This window comes from Virgisporangium aurantiacum (assembly GCF_016863635.1).
Classification (GTDB): Bacteria; Actinomycetota; Actinomycetes; order Mycobacteriales; family Micromonosporaceae; genus Virgisporangium; species Virgisporangium aurantiacum.
Window position 1 is genome coordinate 12,539 of the sequence record NZ_BOPG01000011.1, and the last position, 17,716, is coordinate 30,254.

The window sequence follows — 17,716 nt, forward strand, 5'->3', positions numbered from 1 at the left end:
GGAGCGAACGTAGCCACATCGAGGCGTCCGGATCTGCCGCCGGTCGTGCTTATGTCTGACTCGCAGCTTGATGACACACGGTAGCCGGTTGCGGCTGGCAGGGCGTCCGACGATCTTTGTCGCCGGGCTTGTCCGTTGGTCGGGTCGGTGTCGTAGGGTGCGCGGATGCCAGATCATGTTCCGGGTTGTTCCTGTTGCGGTGCGCCGCTGGATCCGGTTGACCTGGACATTCGCTTCAAGTTTCCGGATCCGGTGCGCGAGTCGTCGGAGATCGGAACTTTCAGCAGGCCGACGGTGTCGGCGCGTTCGTCCGTTGCCTGATGCCGGTACGGCTGACCGGGCCCGGGATGGTCACCTACTCGGTGTGGCTGAAAGTGCATCCCGACGACCTAGGGCAGGCGCGCGCGGCCTGGGAGACGTCCGCTTACGCCGAACTCAGGCTGCACGGTGTGATAGCCAACGCGGTCCTGCCCTGGCCCGAGGTGTTCGATGAACCGGCCCGGGCCGAGGTCCGCGATACCGGCAGCCTGCCGTACCTGATCGGCGCCGAGGGCACGGTACTGTCCCGGGTCCTCAGTCAGCAGTGGGACCGCGATGACGTGTTGGGCTGTAACCGCGATCCGTTGCCCGTCTCGATCCGGCAGCCGGTCACCGCGGAGTGGTCGGTAGAGCGCACCGTCGGTCTGGCGCTTCGGGTTTCCGACGGCCTCATGATCTTCGCCGGGCCGGGTCGGACCGTTCATCTCGAACCCTTCAACACGCCGACTGCGGCCAGCGCGGAAGACGTGATCGCAACGATGATCGAGGGTGCGCCGCCGCCCGACGGTGAACTCTTCGAACGCGACGGCCCCCTGTTCCGCCGGGCGTTCTGGCTCGCCGCCACCGTGAACGGTCGACCGCAGCACGAGTTCTACGGCCACGTCGCGGCGCCCGGCGCCGTGCTCGCGGTCACGTGCATGTACGACGACCGGCAAGACGCGCGCTGGGCCACGAACGTCTGGCGATCCGCGCGCTGCCACCAGCCATCGAGCTAACCCGACAACCCGGGCCCAATCAGCCTGCCCTTAGACGCCAAGGTGGCCGTAGCGCGCAATCTTGGAATCCGCTTCTGCCGCAGATCGCTCGTTACGCGGCGTGGGAGATGCCGCTCGTGTGGACGGCTTGGCCAGGGACGGTGTCGCACGTGCGATGTGGTGAGATCAGGTTCGTGCAGTGGAACGCGGCGGCGTACGAGGTGCTTGGCGGGGCGGACACCGAGCCGCCAGCGGGGCGTTCCGATCTCGTCGATGACCGGAACGTGCCTGGTGGCGGTCGGCTGCCGGCGGCTGTCCGGGAGTGGTTCGTTCGGGGCGGCGCGGCCCGACTCGCCGCGATCAGCGCCAACATGATCACCCGGGCCGACGATCTCTCATCGGGGACGGTGGACCGGTTCGTGAGGGCCGGCTCCGTGCTGTTGGAGACCGACAGCCAGCATTCCTGTCGATGGGTTGTCGCGGCCTCCGGCACGGACGACGACCCGCCTGTCTATCTCATCGATCCGGACGACGAGGCTTGCCTGACCCGGACGTGGTACGCGGACAGGTTCTCCGACTACACCTACGCCCATTCCTGGGACGCACAACTGTGGCGCGCCGACCCGCTCACCGACTTCGACCATCCACTCGCTCCGGCCGCGCTCGGCACGCTGACCAGCCGCCTCACCGCGCTGCCAACCACCTACGGCTGGGCCATGAACCAGGACTGCGACGCCGTGTACCGCTTCGAAGGGGCCGCGCGGGTCGCCATCGCCGTCAGCGCACAGACCGCAGTGTGGACAGCCATCGCCGCACCGGACCTCCCGACGGTCACGCCCTGGCCCACCTCATCGGCGCCAACCCATAGCACCGCCGCGCCCGGGGCCTCGCGCAACGCACACATCTGGCCGCCGATGGTGCGCAGCCGGGTCGCTCACAACGCGTTCCAACCCCCGATTCGAGACTGCATGGCTAGACCAACTCCAGGACGATGGGTGGCACGTGACGAGCAAGTCCTCCAGGCGTCGAACGGTCGCCTCATAGCCCAGCGCGGCCCTGGACAACCCGGAGTTGAGCCACCTCAACACCCACCCGTCCGCCGGCGTGCCGAAGCCGCCACGGAGGATGTCGTTGGTCGGCGCCGCCCGGTCAGCCGGGGACCGCTGACCGCACGATCGCCTCGGCCAACGCCCGCACCGCCTTCTCGTCGACCGCCGCCGGCGGCGCACTGACCAATGAGAAAGCGCACCCCCGCCGTCGCGTCGGACAGGCGCACTACCGCGGCCTCCAGCGCGGGGCGGCGCAGGCTCCGACAGGAGATGGAAGCCGTTGTAACGGAATCGGCCGGACTTCTGGTGCCGGGGATGTGGACAAGGTTGAGCTTCTCGAGAAGGGCGAAACTCGGCTTGCCGGGCTGAAGGTCGACAACCGCGTGCGCCCAGGAAACCCATCGGGATTGCCTGGGCACCTGCCGTCGACGGGGGGTCGGTTCTAGGCGATTTCGTACGCGCGAATGATCGTCTGCGTGACCGTGTTGCCGGCCGTGTCGGTCGACGCGGCCCGTAGTGACACATAACCAGTCCGCGCCGGGTGCTTCAGGGTCACCACGCCATTCTGGGCCGACCCGGTGACAGGAGCTCTGGTCCAGGTCGTGCCGTCGTCGTAGGAGACCTCGACGGTCAGCGTTCTGGCCTTGCCCGCGGCCGAACCGGGCTGCTGCTGCACCGTCACCGGTACCGTCCAGACTCGTCCTGCCGGGGCGGTGTTGGTGTCGCTGACCGGCGGTGCGAACCGCACGGCCGACAGGGCGAGCGGTCTTGCTGGGCCGGCCGGTGTGGCACCGGAGCGGAAGGTCCACTCGGCTTTGACGGTTGTCGACAGCCGGTTCGGCGCGCCCCGGGTCGCCTCGACCCGTAGTGTGTACGGCGCTTCGGCGGCGGGTAGGCCGGTCACGTTCACGCTGGTGTATGGCGCGTCGGCCACTACCCGGCCGGCCTGTTCGAGGACAAGCCGGCCGGCGAAGTTCGTCGTGTTGCCGGACCAGTCGCCGGCTGACGAGACCATCCCTGGGCTGAGGAGAAGGGTGTCACCGGAGCGTTCGACCTTGTTGATGCCCCCGAAGCCGGGACCGAACGCCGCCAGGTTGATCCGTTCGCTCGTGGTCCTGCCGGTCGGGAACCGGGTCGGTGAAGACCCTTGCCGACTTCCGCCGGAGATGAACCCGCCTTCGAGGAATTCCCGGCTCCAGGAAACCGTCGGCGGCATGGCGTAGTACTCCGTGCGCTTGCCGGGCAGTGCCACCGGCAGGAGCGTCGCCCAGGACACGGGTCCGTCCTTGACGTGCGCGTACGCACCCGCGTTGCCCGTGGCGACACCCTGGCCCGCGTAGGCCGCCTCCACTCTGGCCAACTCCCCGTCGGTGAACCGCTTGACGAATCCGCTGGGGGCGTGTCCGGTGGTCGGTGCCACCGTGTTGTACACGTACGGGCTGGGCGTGGTCGGGTCCTGCCCCGGCCTCTGCTTGAAGTGACCGGTGAACATCGTGGACAGTTCCGGCAGCCGCTCGGTCGGATCCGGCTGGCCGACGTACAGGTTGTCGAAGGTCCCGTCGAGCACCGTGTACTGGAACTCCCACCCGGCGCCGGTGACATGGAGGTCGACCGCGCCCAGCGTCGGCACGGCGTCGGCGGCCGGCACCGTCAGCGAGATCGGCCTGGCCATCCGCGCGTCGAGCGTCACGGCCGTCGTCCGGTCGAGGGTGACCAGCGGGTCGACCACCACCGAGCGGGCGTCGCCGTCGTTGACGACACTCCAGACGCTGTACCGGCCCTTTGGCAACCGCAGGGCACTCTTTTCGGCGGGATCGGGCCGCAGATATCCGCCGTTGTCGAGGTCCACCACGTACACCGATGCGTCGGCGGTGGGCTGGCCGGCGCGGTCGAGTCGGTCGATCGTCAGGTCGTAGCTCTCGGTCTCCCTGTCCACGGCGAACGGAGTGACCACCTGGACGTCGCCGGTCGTGGCGACCACATGACCGCCGTATCGGCCGTCGGGCACGTTTGTCCGGGTGTCGGAGGTCAGCGACACGCCGGCCGTGGCGCCGGCCGGGACGGTGACCTGGGTGGCTGACAAGCTGAAGAGCCCGGTCGGTGCGTCACCGGTGAGGCTGAGGTTCAACGTCACGTCGCTGGTGCCGACGTTGTGGTAGGTGAGGGTGCGGGTGTCTGGCCGGTCGTCGCCGTGCGGGTACTGCTGGAGGCCGAAACTGATGCTCGCCGGGTCGGCGGTCACCGTCTGCGTGATGGCACGCGCCACGTCGACCCGTCCGGCACCTTGGTCGTAGACCGCGGCGGCGGCGTTCGGCTGCGCCGATCCCATCAGCGCGGCCTTCAGCTCGGCGGCCTTCCAGGTGGGGTGCTGCTGTGCCAGGATCGCCGCCGCGCCGGCCACGTGTGGCGCCGCCATCGAGGTACCGGACATGGCCACGTGCAGCTGGCCGGCGGGAGCGCCCGCGGCGTCCGAGCTCAACGCGGCGGTGATCTCCACGCCGGGTGCGGTGATGTCGGGTTTGAGCGCGGAGTCGCCGAGGCGCGGGCCGCCAGCGGAGAACTCGGCCAGGGCACCGGCCGAGTCGACCGCGCCGACGGTGAGCGCGGCGTCCGCACTTCCAGGCGAGCTGATGCCCTCCTTCCGTTCATTGCCGGCGGAGACGACGAACAGAGTTCCGTAACGCGCCGTCAACTGTTCGACGGCCGCCTCGATCGGATCATGGTCGGGAGTGTCGGTGTGGCCGAGGCTGAGGTTGACGATTTTCGCGTCGTGCTCGACGGCCCATTGCATGCCGGCCAGGATCGACGAGTCGAGGCAGCCCCACTCCTCGCAGGCCTTCGCCACGAGTAGCGAGGCCCCCGGCGCGACGCCCTTGTATCCGCCCGGCGCCCCGCCGGTGCCCGCGATCGTGGCCGCAACGTGGGTACCGTGGCCGGCCCGGTCGAGCGGGTCACCGTCTTCGGTGAAGGTCTCGCGGGCGACGACGCGTCCGGCGAGGTCCGGATGGTCGGCGTCGACGCCGGAGTCGACGACGGCCACCTTGACGCCGGTGCCGTCGAAGCCGGCAGCCCATGCGGCGGGAGCACCGATCTGCGGCACGCTGCGGGTCAGCAGGGGCTTGCGTACACCGTCCAACCAGATCTTCGACGCCTGACCACCGCAGGCCGTGCCGTCCGCGCGAACACCGGCCGACATGCCCTGCCAAGCCGAAGCGAGGCCGGCCTTTGCAACCCGCATCGCCGTGCCGCCCGGAATTCCACGGATGCCGGTGGCCCCTGCGATGACCGAACGTGCGCCGGCTGCCGGGCCCGTGACCATCAGCGGAAGGTCGCCCCGCCGGTCGTCGTACCCGAACTCGATCAGTGCGGTGACGTCGAACAGGCGCTCGTCGACGCGGCATGCCCGCAGCAGCGGTAGCACGTCGGAGGGCACCACACTCAGATGTCCGTCGGCGCGACTTGCGGTGAACGTGACGTGTCGCCGGCCCGGACCGGGTTCGATGCTCGCCCGGTCCGGACCGGACACGATGACCTCGTCACCGGTGATCAGCGTAACGATGACGGGTTTCGATCCGCTGGCCGGCGCCACCGTGTACGGCGCCACCCTTGGCCACGCCGCGACGGGCCGGCTGCCGGCCGTCGCGACCGCGCCACCGGGGAGTGCCGAGGACGTGAGGACACCGCCCGCGAGCAGAACGCCGAGCAGGCGATCTCGAAATCTCATCCGTACTCCAATTGATCGAGGACACGTTCGCTCTGGAAACCTCCTCTTCCGGCCAGTCTGTTGTGCGGCGGCAGCGCCTTGTTCAGCATTCGTAAATATGGACAGATCTCCATTGACCGTTCAATGATCTTCAGGTAGCGCCCGTCGAGTTCGGCGGCCGCCGCAGATTGGCGGTTCGACTCGGTCAACGGCGTGACGGCGCCGCCGCCGGGGTGAATCTCAGCCATCGCCTCCTCCATCGCCCCCAGGCACCGGCCCGGTGATGGCCAGGGCGCCGCCAGGAGCGGCCGTCACCGCGTCCTACACCCGAAGCCCCGCGAGTTGGTCATTGCCGGCGGGGCCTCCTGCAGGGTCGGCACCGGCCGCCCGACCGGCTTCGTCCCCGATGTAGATCCGGCATTGCTGAAACGCGGGGATCGGCCGTGGTTCCCTGACCGGCCGCGTCGCGGCGGAAGAGGGATCTCCTTGCGACGCTGAACGGCGAGCGCCGCTCGCCCTACCTGGAGGTTTCAGAATCTGACGAGGCAATGGATAGGTCTGCTCACCCGAGGCGTCTGTATAGGTGATCGACGACCAAAGGGGCGGGTCGATTGGACAAGGACGACAGCGCACTACTGACCGAGTTTGTGACAAGCCGTACTCCCGCGTTGATGCGGGTCGCATACCTGCTCACGGGAGATCCACGCGGCGCCGAGGATCTCCTTCAAGCGGCGTTGGCCAAGACCATCGCGAAGTGGCCGACCCTGCGCAACGCCGACCCGGAGGGATACGTCCGGGCAGTGATGTACCGAGAGCAGGTAAGCCTGTGGCGGCGGTTACGCCGATACCGGGAGATCCTACGGACCACCGCGCATGAGGGGATCGAACCGGATCCGAGCAGTGATACCGACACACGGCTCACCATGCGGACGGCGTTGCGTCGGCTGCCGCCGGCGCAGCGCACGGTTCTGGTCCTGCGCTATTACGAGGACCTGACCGAGGCCCAGATCGCAGATGCGCTGGGCTGCTCCGTCGGCACCGTGCGAAGCCGAACGCATCGTGCGATCGGCCGACTACGCCAACTGCTGCCGGACGATCACCGCCTGGAGGTGATGCGGTGACCACCGCGTTTGAAGACCTCATCCGCTCGACCCTTTCCGAACTAGCCGAGGAGGCACCAACAGTGGCAGACCAATTCAGCCGAGCACAGCGACGGGCCCGGCTGCGCCGCCGCACGACCCTGGCCCTGGGGGCGTCCGGCGCGCTCGCCGCAGTACTCATCGCCGCGCCGGTTGCAATCGCTGCGACCAGATCCGACAACCATCGTCCGGCCGTACCCTCGACCCCGTCGAGCAACCCGACCCCACCGCCCACGGCGTCGACCAACCCGACCCCACCGCCCACGGCGTCGACCAACCCGACCCCACCGCCGACCGCATCGAGCAACCCGACCCCACCGCCCACGGCGTCGACCAACCCGACCCCACCGCCGACCGCGTCGACCAACCCGACCCCACCGCCGACCGCATCGAGTAACCCGACCCCACTGCCGACCGCGTCGGGGGTGCGATAGTCAGCCGGTAAGCCACCACGCCCGGTTCGTCTGACAATGATGAGCCCGGGGTCCGTGCCAGGATCGGTGTTTCCGGCTGTTCGGTTAGTAGGTCTGTCGCTGACGCTGGTTTCCAGCGATCGAACAGGCACGCCAGTACCCTGACCGATCCCCCCATCGCCGATCCCGGTCCGGTTGCCCGACGACCCGGGACGCGGCCCACCAGCCGTTTAGGATCCTCTGCAGGAACTCTGCAAGCGCGCCGTCGCAAACTCGGCACATGCAGACACGCGTATCGATGCAAGCCCGGCTGGCGGCGGCGCTCGTCGCCGCGGCGGCGATGATCGTCCCGCTCGCCGGACCCGCCGCCGCGGACAGCCGTCCGCGGCGCGTCGCGGACGCCCAACCCTTGAAGCTCGACGCCGCCGACCAATGCCGCGAGCGTTACATCGACGGGCACGGCGGCGGGTTCCATGCCGGCCGGACCGTCGCGGCGGAGTTCCTGTACGGCGGGAGCAACAAAGGCATGCTCCGGGCCCGCTCGTACGGCGGCCAGGGCGACTGGGAGCGCGCGGTCATCTGCCGGAACGCCGCGACTGGGCTCTACTACCTCCAGTACTGGTTCGACCGCGACCAGCGGTTCTACTTCGTATCGGTCGAGGTCAACTACGCCGGCGACCTCAACGGCATGCTGCGTGCCCGGGCCACATCGGTGGGCCCGTGGGAGCTGTTCTTCGCCGCCCGGCACCCGGTGAGCATCGAGGACCCGGGCAACTACCTGGGCGTCTACACGCTCCGGTCGTACCAGAACGGCAAGTACGTTTCCCACGAGTCGGGGTACCCGGGCGACACCGCCGACGTCCTGCGGGCCCGGGCCGACACGCCCGGTGAATGGGAAGGGTTCTGGCTGAATCTCCAGTCCTGGTGACCGACCCGCGGGCGTCGCGAGTCGTCAGGCGACGCGGTTGGTGCAGGCCCCACGGGCGGGCGCCGGCCCTGACCGCCGCCGCGGTGGTGCTCCCCGGGTTCTCCTGGTTCAGCGCGCTTCCCGGACCGGGTCGCGGCTCCGGCAGCACCGGGGTGCCGGCCGGCACCCCGGTGCTGCCGACCGAGTTCGCTGGCATGTCACTACTTACCGCCAGCGTGTCCGACGCGCCGCCCGGCCCGGCGATCGCGTTGTACCGGCAGGGGGCTCGGCACCCGTCTGGGCACCAGTCAGGACGTGGTCATCGGCGTGGACGGGCGCACGTACCGCCGGCTCGTCCGGGCCGGCGCAGACGCTGCAGGGATCATCGAGGTACCGGTCGCGGGCGGCCCACGTCATCGGCTCAGCCGCATCCCCGACGGCGTCTCAGGCCTCGGCCGCCCCGGCGAGGTCCAGTTGGCGGAGGCCCTCGTCACCGGCGCCCAGGTGCGCGACCGCGACGTCGAGCGGGGACCAAGGCCCATATGGTGGCGCCTGACACTGGCGGTCACAGCACTGTTCATCGGCGCCGCAATCCTGCGCTCCGGCCGCATCCGACGAACGGGCAGGGCGCAGCGACCGCGCTTACGCCGTGCGAATACCGCGCCCGAACGGCGACGGTCACGACGGCCATCCCATCTGACTTCGGTCACGCTGGCCCCGTCTGTCCACCACCGCGGAGATACCGGACCGCACCAGGTCGAACTGATTGCAGAGGCCACGCCGGCAGCCAGCGGCATGACCTCGCCGTCGCGCTGACCGGGATGGAGGGTCGACTCACTCCCGGACGGAGCTGGTCCGATCAGATCCTCAAACGCCGCCTCGCCGGCGTCGTCGCCGTCTCCGCAGAGCTCACCGGGCAGCAACTGGCTCAGTTGTCCACCGCGGCGATCCCACTGGTCATCCTCGATCCGAGTGGTGCCCCTGCACCGCATGCCGTCCGTCGGCGCCATAACCTGGAACGGCGGCCTGGCCGCCACGCGGCATCTACTCGACCTGGGTCACCCCCGGATCGCGTTGATCAAAGGACCTGACGTCTACCTGTGCTGCCCGCGCGCGGGCCGACGGATACAGCACCGCCACGGACGCGGCGGGGATACCCATCGACCCCGCGCTTCCTCGGCGCGCGACCGCCCACTCACCGGATCCCCCTCGCCTGATCCCCGTCACCGGTGAACCGGTGAAGCTCAAGCCCACCGGCCCGGCGAAGATCTTGCGGACCTCCGGCAAGCCATAGCAGCCCTGATCCCCCGACTGAACTCACATGTGGAACAAGCCACCCCCACCAGCAGGTGCGGTGACGGAGTCAAGGGGCCAACCGGCTCCGGCCAACCTGTCCGACGACACCTTCTTCGAGACCTGGACGAGCGGCGAGGACCGCCGGCTCGCCGATCTCCCCCGAATCACTCAGGTAGAACGCGCCGACGGCCGATGAGCCGACGTGGGAAAGCCCAGGTCGGAGGCCGGCGAGCAGGTCGCGGATCTCCTTGTGACCGCGAAAAGGGCGCTGGGCCTCAGCGTCGCTTTCCTCAGCCGCCTCGATGGCACCACGCAGCACCTGGAGGTCGTCGAGTCGTCGGTGCCGTTGCTGTTCCGCGAGGGGGTCACGCGGCCGCAGGCGACGTCGCTGTGCCAAGCGATCCAGGACGGGAAGCTCCCGAACGTCATTCCCAATCTGCGCGACTTTCCCGAGGCGATGAAGTTACCGGCCGCAAGAATGCCTCGGATCCGCAGCTTCGTGTCTGTTCCGGTGGTTCTGAGCGACGGCACCCTCTACGGCACGTTCTGCGCGGCCGGCCTCACCTCCGACAACGGCCTGAGCCAGCGCGACCGGGCGCTGATGGAGGTACTTGCCCACGCTGCGGCCGTCGTTATCGAACCCGGCGTCCGCGACACCGCCGAGCGGTCCGAGATCGAGGGCCGCATGAGCCAGGTCGTCGCAGACGGCGGACCCGACGTGGTGCTGCAGCCCATCGTCGACATCGCGAGCGATGTCCGGGTCGGCGCCGAGGCGCTGAGCCGGTTCCCGCGCGACTGGGGCAAGGCGCCCGACGTGTGCTTCGCCGAGGCGCACCGGGTTGGTCGCGGCCACCACCTCGAGGTCCTCGCATTGCGCGGCGCCGCCGACCTCCTCCACCGCGTCGACGGCTACGTCTCCATGAACGTCTCCCCCGCGACCCTGCTCACCGACGACTGCCAACACCTGCTCGCCGACCTGCCGCTTGACCGGGTGCTGCTGGAACTCTCCGAACACGACCCGGTCGAGGACTACGACGGGCTGAAGCGGATCCTCGCTCCGTTGCGCGGTGCGGGAATGCGCCTCGCCGTTGACGACGTCGGCTCCGGCTTCTCGTCGTTGCGGCACGTCGTACTCACCACCCCCGACGTCATCAAGCTCGACCGCGCCATCGTCGCCGGCGTCAGCACCGACCCGGTGCTGCGGACCCTGGTGGCCTCGCTCGTCGCGTTCGCGCGCGGGTGCGGCAGCCACGTCGTCGCCGAGGGCATCGAGACGGCCGACGACGCCGCGGCACTGCGCGCGATCGGCGTCGACTACGGCCAGGGCTGGCACTACGGGCGGCCCGGTCCGCCGGAGGACCTGGCCCGGTCCGTGATCCCCGCCGGGGAATTGTCGCGGCTCAGGTAGCCGCTCATCGCGGCCGGATCCGTGTCACCGATCCGGGGCGCCGCGGCGCGGCCACACGGCGGCGGCCGCGGTGAGCAGTACCGTCACCGCCAGCGCCGCAACGGTCTTGGCGAGCCGGTCGCCGCGCGCGCCGGTGCAGCGGTCATAGCCGGCTCGCCAGTAGGACTCCGGCGAATCGGAGTTGACGTTCAAGATGACCTCGATGTCAAACGCGTTGCCGCAGGCCAACTGAGCCTCGTGATCGCCGGGCCGGTCGACGGAGATAGGCAGGAACAGCATGATCAGGGTGACAAGCGCGCCGAGCGCGGCGATGGAGAAGGAGAGGGCGGAGCGGCGCTCGGATCGGGTGGCATCGATGGTCACCGCGCGATCATAGCGGCGGCTGGCTGCCCCTCCAGACACCGACGAGCGGGTACCGGGTCGCCGGTGGAGTAGTACCAGCCGTCGCCTGCGGATCAAGCCGCTGGCGGCCAAGCGGTGAACGGATGTGCAGGTAAGCGGATATCGACTCGTCGATTGTCGCGTTTCACGCCCGTGCATGCGCGCATCGACCTTCACCAGATCGACACACGTTCCTACCGATTTCCGCCAGCGCGTCTCCCTATCCTGCGCTGATGGTCGAACGCCGCCGCCTGTCCGTTGTAGACGGCTTCTGGGCCTTCATAGTCGGTGGCACCGCCATCACATCGACCCTGCTTGCGCTCGACCCGGTCACACGACAGGAGGACTGCCCCAACTCGGCCGGCAACGCAAGCGCATTCGACAATCCCAACTGGGACGGCTATCTCGTGCTGGCGGTGATCGTATGGTTCAGTGCGGTCTTCATTGAGGTGGGGTTACTGGCTACCTCGCGGCGCCGACGTGCAGCCGACGTCGCGCTTCGAGCAACATGCGTGCTCACCCTGACGATTCTGATCTCATGCCATTGTCTCGGCCTACTGATCGTGTGCCACTGATCGCGTGCCGCGAGCGGAACTGCGGCCGACTACGCTCAGGGCGCCCACCGGGTCGTCACTGTAGGTGAGGTAGCCGCGCCGGAACTGGCCATCTGCGAGACCGGTCGAGCCGTGGCGAGCCGGGCCCAACCAGTTAGGCCGCCAGTTTGACGACCGAACCGTCGACACGGTGCCGCCCCACATCAAACGACGCCGGGCGTGAGGCAGCATTGGAGTCGCCAGCGCCCGAAAATCGCCCGCGACATCGGCATTTTCAGCATCGCCGAGCAATGCATGGCCGGTGTTCGCTACTTCTCGCAGCCGCCCGCTCGTGGCCGACGAGCAAGTGCTGGACCCTCGTCAGAGGCGGACCTGCCGCTCGCCAATGGGTCTGCGCGCTCGACCTGGCGCGTCAAGCGAGTGGGACGTTCTGTGTCCCCGGCAGGATTCGAACCTGCGCTCCGCCCTCGCGAGGGATCGATGTGGGCAGCGGCGAGTAGCACCTCTACCTGCACAGCTCATCGACAGCGCGGACGTTGCTGTTCGGCAGATGCTTGCGTGCACGTTGGCTGGCGGGCGAGGCAAGGAACTCCGGCAACGACGAACCCACCGCGTCAGCGTGTTTTATCCAGGTTCGGTTAGGTGAGGCGGTGGGTGAGGGCGGTGTGGCGGCGGCCCGCGCTGACGGTGCGGATGGCGGCGGCGAGGGCGCGGCGGGAGCCGACGAGGACGACGAGTTGTTTGGCTCTGGTGACGGCGGTGTAGAGCAGGTTTCGTTGGAGCATCATCCAGGCGCTGGTGGTCAGGGGGATGACCACGGCCGGGTATTCCGAGCCTTGTGAGCGGTGGATGGTCATGGCGTAGGCGTGGGCGAGTTCGTCGAGTTCGTCGAAGTCGTAGTCGATGGATTCGTCTTCGTCGGTGCGGACGGTGAGGGTCTGTTCGTCGGTGTCGAGGGCGGTGACGACGCCGAGGGTGCCGTTGAATACCCCGGCTTGGCCCTTGTCGTAGTTGTTGCGGATCTGGGTGACCTTGTCCCCGATCCGGAAGACCCGGCCGCCGACCCGCCGTTCGGGCTGGCCCTCCCGCGCGGGGGTGAGTCGTTGCTGGAGCAGGGTGTTCAGGGCGCCGGCGCCGGCGGGGCCGCGGTGCATCGGGGTCAGGATCTGGATGTCGCGGCGTGGGTCGAGCCCGAACTTCGCCGGGATCCGGGTGCAGGCGACGTCGACGGTCAGCGCGGCTGCCTCGTCGGTGTCTTCGCACGGGAACAGGAAGAAGTCCCGCATCCCCGGCAGGATCGGCGGTTTCCCGGCGTTGATGCGGTGGGCGTTGGTGACCACGCCGGAGTCGGCCGCCTGCCGGAAGATCTGGGTGAGCCGGACCCGCGGGACCGTGTCGGCGGCGAGGAGGTCGCGGAGGACTTCGCCGGCGCCGACGGACGGTAGCTGGTCGACGTCGCCGACGAGGAGCAGGTGCGCGCCGGGCGGGACGGCTTTGACGAGTTTGTTGGCCAGGATCAGGTCGAGCATGGATGCCTCGTCGACGACGAGCAGGTCGACGTCGAGGGGGTTGTCCCGGTCGTAGCTGGCCTCGCCGCCGGGTTGGAGTTTGAGGAGCCGGTGCACGGTGGCCGCGGGTTGGCCGGTCAACTCGGCGAGGCGTTTCGCCGCCCGGCCGGTCGGTGCGACGAGCAGGATCTTCGCCTTCTTCGCGGCGGCCAGTTCCACGATCGAGCGGACGGTGAAGCTCTTGCCGCAGCCGGGACCGCCGGTCAGTACGGCGACCTTGGCGGTGAGCGCGAGCCGGACCGCCTGTTCCTGTTCGGGCGCCAGGTCGGTGCCGGTGCGCTTCTTCAGCCAGGCCAGCGCCTTGCCCCAGTCGACGCCGGCGAAGTGCGGCATCCGGTCGGCCGGGCCGCGCAGCAGCGTCAGCAGCGAACCGGCCAGGGACTGCTCGGCCCGGTGGAACGGCACCAGGTAGATCGCCGCCACCGGTGTGCCGTCGGGTCCGGGCACGGTCTGGCGGACCACGCCTTCCTCGGTGACCAGGTCGTCGAGGCAGCGGGCGGCCAGGTCGGCGGGAACGTCGAGGATCTTCGTGGCGTCAGCGACGAGCCGGTCGGTGGGCAGGTAGCAGTGTCCGTCGTCGGTGGCCTCCGACAGGGTGTACTGCAACCCGGCCTTCACCCGTTCCGGGCTGTCGTGCGGGATCCCCACCGCCTGGGCGATGGTGTCGGCGGTCTTGAACCCGATCCCCCACACGTCGGCGGCCAACCGGTACGGCTCGGCCTTCACCACCTCGATGGACTTCTCGGCGTACCTCTTGTAGATGCGTACCGCGATCGAGGTCGACACCCCGACGCCCTGCAGGAAGACCATCACCTCCTTGATCGCCTTCTGCTCCTGCCACGCCGCGTTGATCTTCGCCGTGCGTTTCGGGCCCAGCCCGGCCACCTCGACCAGCCGGCCCGGCTCCTCCTCGATGACCTGCAGCGTGTCCACGCCGAAGTGGGCGACGATCCGTTCGGCGAACACCGGCCCGATCCCCTTGATCAGCCCCGACCCGAGGTAGCGGCGGATGCCCTGGATCGTCGCCGGCAGCACCGTCGTGTACGAGGCGACCTCGAACTGGCGACCGTACTGCGGGTGCGAGGACCACCAGCCCCGCATCCGCAGACTCTCCCCCGGCTGCGCACCCAACAGCGCACCGACCACGGTCAGCAGGTCCGACCCACGCCCGGTCGCGACCCGGGCCACCGTGTATCCGGTCTCCTCGTTGACATACGTGAGCCGTTCAAGGACCGCCTCCAACACCTGCGGAGCCGGCCGCGACGCGATCGACGACGGCACCACACCATCCTGCCCGCACCCCGCCACACGGGCAAAGATCAGCCGCCACCCGCCGACGAGCCGACGACAGCCATCGCGAGTCGGGTTCCATCCGACAATGTCGGGGCCGTGCGGTGTAGGCCCGTATGCCCACCGCGATGCGACGGTCAGCCCCGGTCGACGCCGCGTGGCCGACGCGTCGTTGCGCCGTCGCGCAGCCCCCTGCGGCGCGTCGTGGCAGCGTCGGGTAGCGGCGCCACGGGAAGCGGAGCCGCGGGGAAAGGCACCGGAGCGGGTTGACGCCGGACATTGACGGTCATAAGTTTCGTCCTGTCTGGAACTTCGCCCGCGCCCCGAGGGGGACCGCAATGATGCGAGCGCGCCGGGTCCTGGTCGTCCTGACTGTGACACTGACAGCAGGCGTGAGCGCCGCTGTCTCCCCTGCCGCGGCGGGTCCGCCGCCCCCTGTGGACGACTACCGGCCGGTGCGCGGGCCGGCCGCCCCCGCGGAGTTCCGCTACCAGCAGAAGACGGTGCGCGGCGAGGCGCTGCCCAGGCATGCGTACGCGAACGCGGCCGATGCGGCCCGGCGGCTGCCTACGGCCGGCGGCGACTGGACGTTGATCGGCCCGACCAACATCGGTGGACGCATCACGTCGCTGGCACTCGACCCGCGCCGGCCGGACACGGTGTATGCCGCGGCGGCCAGCGGCGGCCTGTGGGTCAGCCGCGACGCCGGTCAGCGTTTCGAACCGGCCTGGCCGGCCGACCTGACCCAGGCGATGGGTGCGGTGGCCACGGCACCGGACGGCACCGTGTACGCGGGGACGGGTGAGGTCAACCCGGGTGGCGGCAGCATCACCTACGAGGGGACCGGTCTGTACGCCTCCCGCGACGGCGGCCGTAACTGGCGCCCGCTGGGGCTACGCGACTCCGGCGCGATCGGTGCGATCACGATCGACCCCGCCGATCCGCGGCGGATGTTCGTGGCGGCGGCCGGATCGCTGTACAACGCCGGCGGCGAGCGGGGCGTCTACCGGACGACCGACGGCGGCCGAACCTGGCAGCGGGTCCTGGCCGGCGCAAACGGGTTCACCGGCGCCACCGAGGTGCTCCTCGATCCGCGTGACCGCAACCGGCTCTACGCCGTCATGTGGGACCACCGGCGCGAGCCGGACCTGCGCACGTACGGCGGGGTCGGATCGGGCGTCTACCGCTCCACCGACGGCGGCACGACCTGGCAGCGGTTGACCGGCGGGCTGCCGGGCGGCACCGCCGACGTGGGCCGGATCGGGCTCGGCCAGGCACCGTCGGCACCCGACCGGCTGTACGCGATCGTGAACCAGACGAGCGGGCCGTTCGCCGGCTTCTACGGCAGCGTCGACGGTGGCGACACCTGGACGCGGCTGCCCGAAACCCCGGAGCTGCGGGCGTCGCAGTCCTCGTTCGGCTGGTGGTTCGGCAAGGTGTGGGTCGACCCGGACCAGCCGCAGAACGTCCACGTGGCCGGCGTGCCGTTGATGAGCACGAAGGACGGCGGGCAGACCTGGACCGCCGACAGCACCACCATCCACGTCGACCAGCACGCGCTGATCTGGGATCCGCGCCGGCCCGGCCGGGTGTACCTCGGCAACGACGGCGGCACCTACCGGTCCGACGCCGACGGGTACGGCGGCTGGGTGAAGGCCGTGCACGAGCCGTACACCCAGTTCTACAGCGCCGCAATCACCCCGCAGGACACCACCCGCGTCTCCGGCGGAACCCAGGACAACGGGTCGCTGCGGTCGTGGAACGGGCCGGCGTTCAACGAGTACCTCGGCGGCGACGGCGAGGAGAACCAGATCAACCCGCTGAACAAGGACGAGGTGTACGCCTGCTACCAGTACGGCAACTGCTTCCACTCCACCGACGGCGGCGACACGATGACCTACTTCGGCGACCAGGTGGTCGCCAGCCGCCGCAACTGGTTCACCCCGCTGGTCTTCGATCCCCGCAACCCGGCCGTCATGTACTACGGCGCCAACGTGCTCAACCGGTCCACCGACAGCGGCCGCACCTGGACCGCGATCAGCGGCGACCTGACCGGCGGCCCCGGCCCGGACCCGATCTACACCAACTACGGCACGATCACCACGATCGCGCCGGCCGGTGACGGGCGGACGGTCTACGCGGGAACGGACGATGGCCGGGTCTGGGTCACCCGCGACCTCGGCGCGACCTGGACGCTGCTGCTGTCTGGGCAGCCGTGGGTCACCCGGATCGTGGTGGACCCGCGGTGGGCGAACCGGGTGTACGTGACGCTGTCGGCCTACCGGGCCGGCTCCAACCGGCCCTACGTGCTTGCCTCGATCGACGGCGGGCAGCACTTCACCGACATCACCGGCCAGCTGCCCCAGGCACCGGTCAACGACCTCGTCATCGGGCCGGCATTCACGCTTTACATCGCCACCGACCAGGGCGTATTCGTCAGCCACACCGGCGGCTGGGCCTGGCGACGGCTGGGCCGGGGCATGCCGTTGGTACCGGTCGACGACATCGAGTACGACCACAGCAACCACCGACTGGTGGCCGCGACGTTCGGCCGGGGCCTGTACGAGATCCGGGTGCCCTGACCCGGGCGGAGCCTGACGCGGAACGCCAGCAGTCGAGCCCGGCCACCGCGACGGCCAAGAAAGGCCAGTCCCAGCCGCGCCGCATGTCCCTCACGGCCGCGGCTCACCCAGGAACCCGCGGGCTGTTTGTCAACCGTCAACGGGTCTTGCCGGTGATCCCCCTTTGCTCTTCCTCGAGCGCCCGCACGAGCGCCCGCGTGACCTGCCCGTACACGATGCGGTCGGCGGTGCGGTACAGCACGATCTCCCGTCCGCGGTGCACCGCCCGGAGTTCGTAGATCCGCCGCCGGCGCCAACCCTCGCGGGTGATCAGCCTGCCGATGTCGTGAAGTTCGCTCAAGCGGCAGGTCGATCCGTCGAACGACTCGATCGCTTCTGCGGTGATGACAATGTCCCGAGCTCGGTAGAACGTG

At 69.5% G+C, this 17,716-nt stretch carries 12 protein-coding genes; 7 read left to right on the forward strand and 5 right to left on the reverse strand.

Features of this window, described 5'->3' with window-relative positions; translation table 11 throughout:
- The first annotated feature begins 347 nt into the window (after positions 1-347).
- Positions 348-1,034, forward strand: coding sequence for a hypothetical protein (locus tag Vau01_RS08030; RefSeq protein WP_203988763.1), 687 nt, complete (start codon positions 348-350; stop codon positions 1,032-1,034).
- A gap of 1,470 nt (positions 1,035-2,504) precedes the next feature.
- Here Vau01_RS08030 and Vau01_RS08035 read toward each other — a convergent pair.
- Positions 2,505-5,786: a S8 family serine peptidase gene (locus tag Vau01_RS08035; protein ID WP_203988765.1), complete on the reverse strand. Its 3,282-nt coding sequence runs from the start codon at positions 5,784-5,786 to the stop codon at positions 2,505-2,507.
- Entirely contained in the window at positions 5,783-6,013 is a 231-nt protein-coding gene (locus tag Vau01_RS08040) for a hypothetical protein (protein ID WP_203988767.1), read from the reverse strand. Before Vau01_RS08040 ends, Vau01_RS08035 begins: the two co-directional genes overlap by 4 nt.
- A 363-nt stretch (positions 6,014-6,376) precedes the next feature.
- Here Vau01_RS08040 and Vau01_RS08045 point away from each other — a divergent pair, with 363 nt between their 5' ends.
- The 4 genes from Vau01_RS08045 (at position 6,377) to Vau01_RS08060 (ending at position 10,928) form a co-directional block, all read left to right on the forward strand.
- Entirely contained in the window at positions 6,377-6,886 is a 510-nt protein-coding gene (locus tag Vau01_RS08045) for a SigE family RNA polymerase sigma factor (protein ID WP_203988768.1), read from the forward strand.
- A gap of 711 nt (positions 6,887-7,597) precedes the next feature.
- On the forward strand, positions 7,598-8,245 hold the full coding sequence (locus tag Vau01_RS08050; protein ID WP_203988770.1) for a fascin domain-containing protein: 648 nt from the start codon (positions 7,598-7,600) through the stop codon (positions 8,243-8,245).
- 294 nt (positions 8,246-8,539) lie between these two features.
- Positions 8,540-9,040 (forward strand): hypothetical protein, encoded by a 501-nt coding sequence (locus Vau01_RS08055; RefSeq protein ID WP_203988778.1) that lies wholly within the window; start codon positions 8,540-8,542, stop codon positions 9,038-9,040.
- 682 nt (positions 9,041-9,722) lie between these two features.
- Positions 9,723-10,928: a sensor domain-containing phosphodiesterase gene (locus Vau01_RS08060; RefSeq protein WP_203988785.1), complete on the forward strand. Its 1,206-nt coding sequence runs from the start codon at positions 9,723-9,725 to the stop codon at positions 10,926-10,928.
- A gap of 24 nt (positions 10,929-10,952) precedes the next feature.
- Here the strand turns inward: Vau01_RS08060 and Vau01_RS08065 are convergent, their stop codons facing one another.
- Complete coding sequence (locus tag Vau01_RS08065; protein ID WP_203988787.1) at positions 10,953-11,291, reverse strand: hypothetical protein; 339 nt, start codon at positions 11,289-11,291, stop codon at positions 10,953-10,955.
- 251 nt (positions 11,292-11,542) lie between these two features.
- Here Vau01_RS08065 and Vau01_RS08070 point away from each other — a divergent pair, with 251 nt between their 5' ends.
- Entirely contained in the window at positions 11,543-11,884 is a 342-nt protein-coding gene (locus Vau01_RS08070; RefSeq protein WP_203988796.1) for a hypothetical protein, read from the forward strand.
- A 617-nt stretch (positions 11,885-12,501) separates the two neighbouring features.
- Here the strand turns inward: Vau01_RS08070 and recD2 are convergent.
- Complete coding sequence (gene recD2 / locus Vau01_RS08075) at positions 12,502-14,712, reverse strand: SF1B family DNA helicase RecD2 (RefSeq protein ID WP_373320200.1); 2,211 nt, start codon at positions 14,710-14,712, stop codon at positions 12,502-12,504.
- 401 nt (positions 14,713-15,113) lie between these two features.
- Here recD2 and Vau01_RS08080 point away from each other — a divergent pair, with 401 nt between their 5' ends.
- A complete protein-coding gene (locus tag Vau01_RS08080) occupies positions 15,114-17,303 on the forward strand; it encodes a WD40/YVTN/BNR-like repeat-containing protein (protein ID WP_203988800.1) in 2,190 nt (729 codons plus the stop codon).
- A 136-nt stretch (positions 17,304-17,439) separates the two neighbouring features.
- Here Vau01_RS08080 and Vau01_RS08085 read toward each other — a convergent pair whose 3' ends face one another.
- Positions 17,440-17,643 (reverse strand): DUF6232 family protein, encoded by a 204-nt coding sequence (locus Vau01_RS08085; protein ID WP_203988802.1) that lies wholly within the window; start codon positions 17,641-17,643, stop codon positions 17,440-17,442.
- Between the last annotated feature and the right edge of the window lie 73 nt (positions 17,644-17,716).

Excerpts from the sequence above, each read along its gene's own strand:
- Vau01_RS08050 (WP_203988770.1), top strand. The coding sequence starts at position 7,598 with ATGCAGACACGCGTATCGATGCAAGCCCGGCTGGCGGCGGCGCTCGTC.
- Vau01_RS08030 (WP_203988763.1), top strand. The coding sequence starts at position 348 with ATGGTCACCTACTCGGTGTGGCTGAAAGTGCATCCCGACGACCTAGGG.
- Vau01_RS08070 (WP_203988796.1), top strand. The coding sequence starts at position 11,543 with ATGGTCGAACGCCGCCGCCTGTCCGTTGTAGACGGCTTCTGGGCCTTC.
- Vau01_RS08035 (WP_203988765.1), bottom strand. The coding sequence starts at position 5,786 with ATGAGATTTCGAGATCGCCTGCTCGGCGTTCTGCTCGCGGGCGGTGTC.
- Vau01_RS08040 (WP_203988767.1), bottom strand. The coding sequence starts at position 6,013 with ATGGCTGAGATTCACCCCGGCGGCGGCGCCGTCACGCCGTTGACCGAG.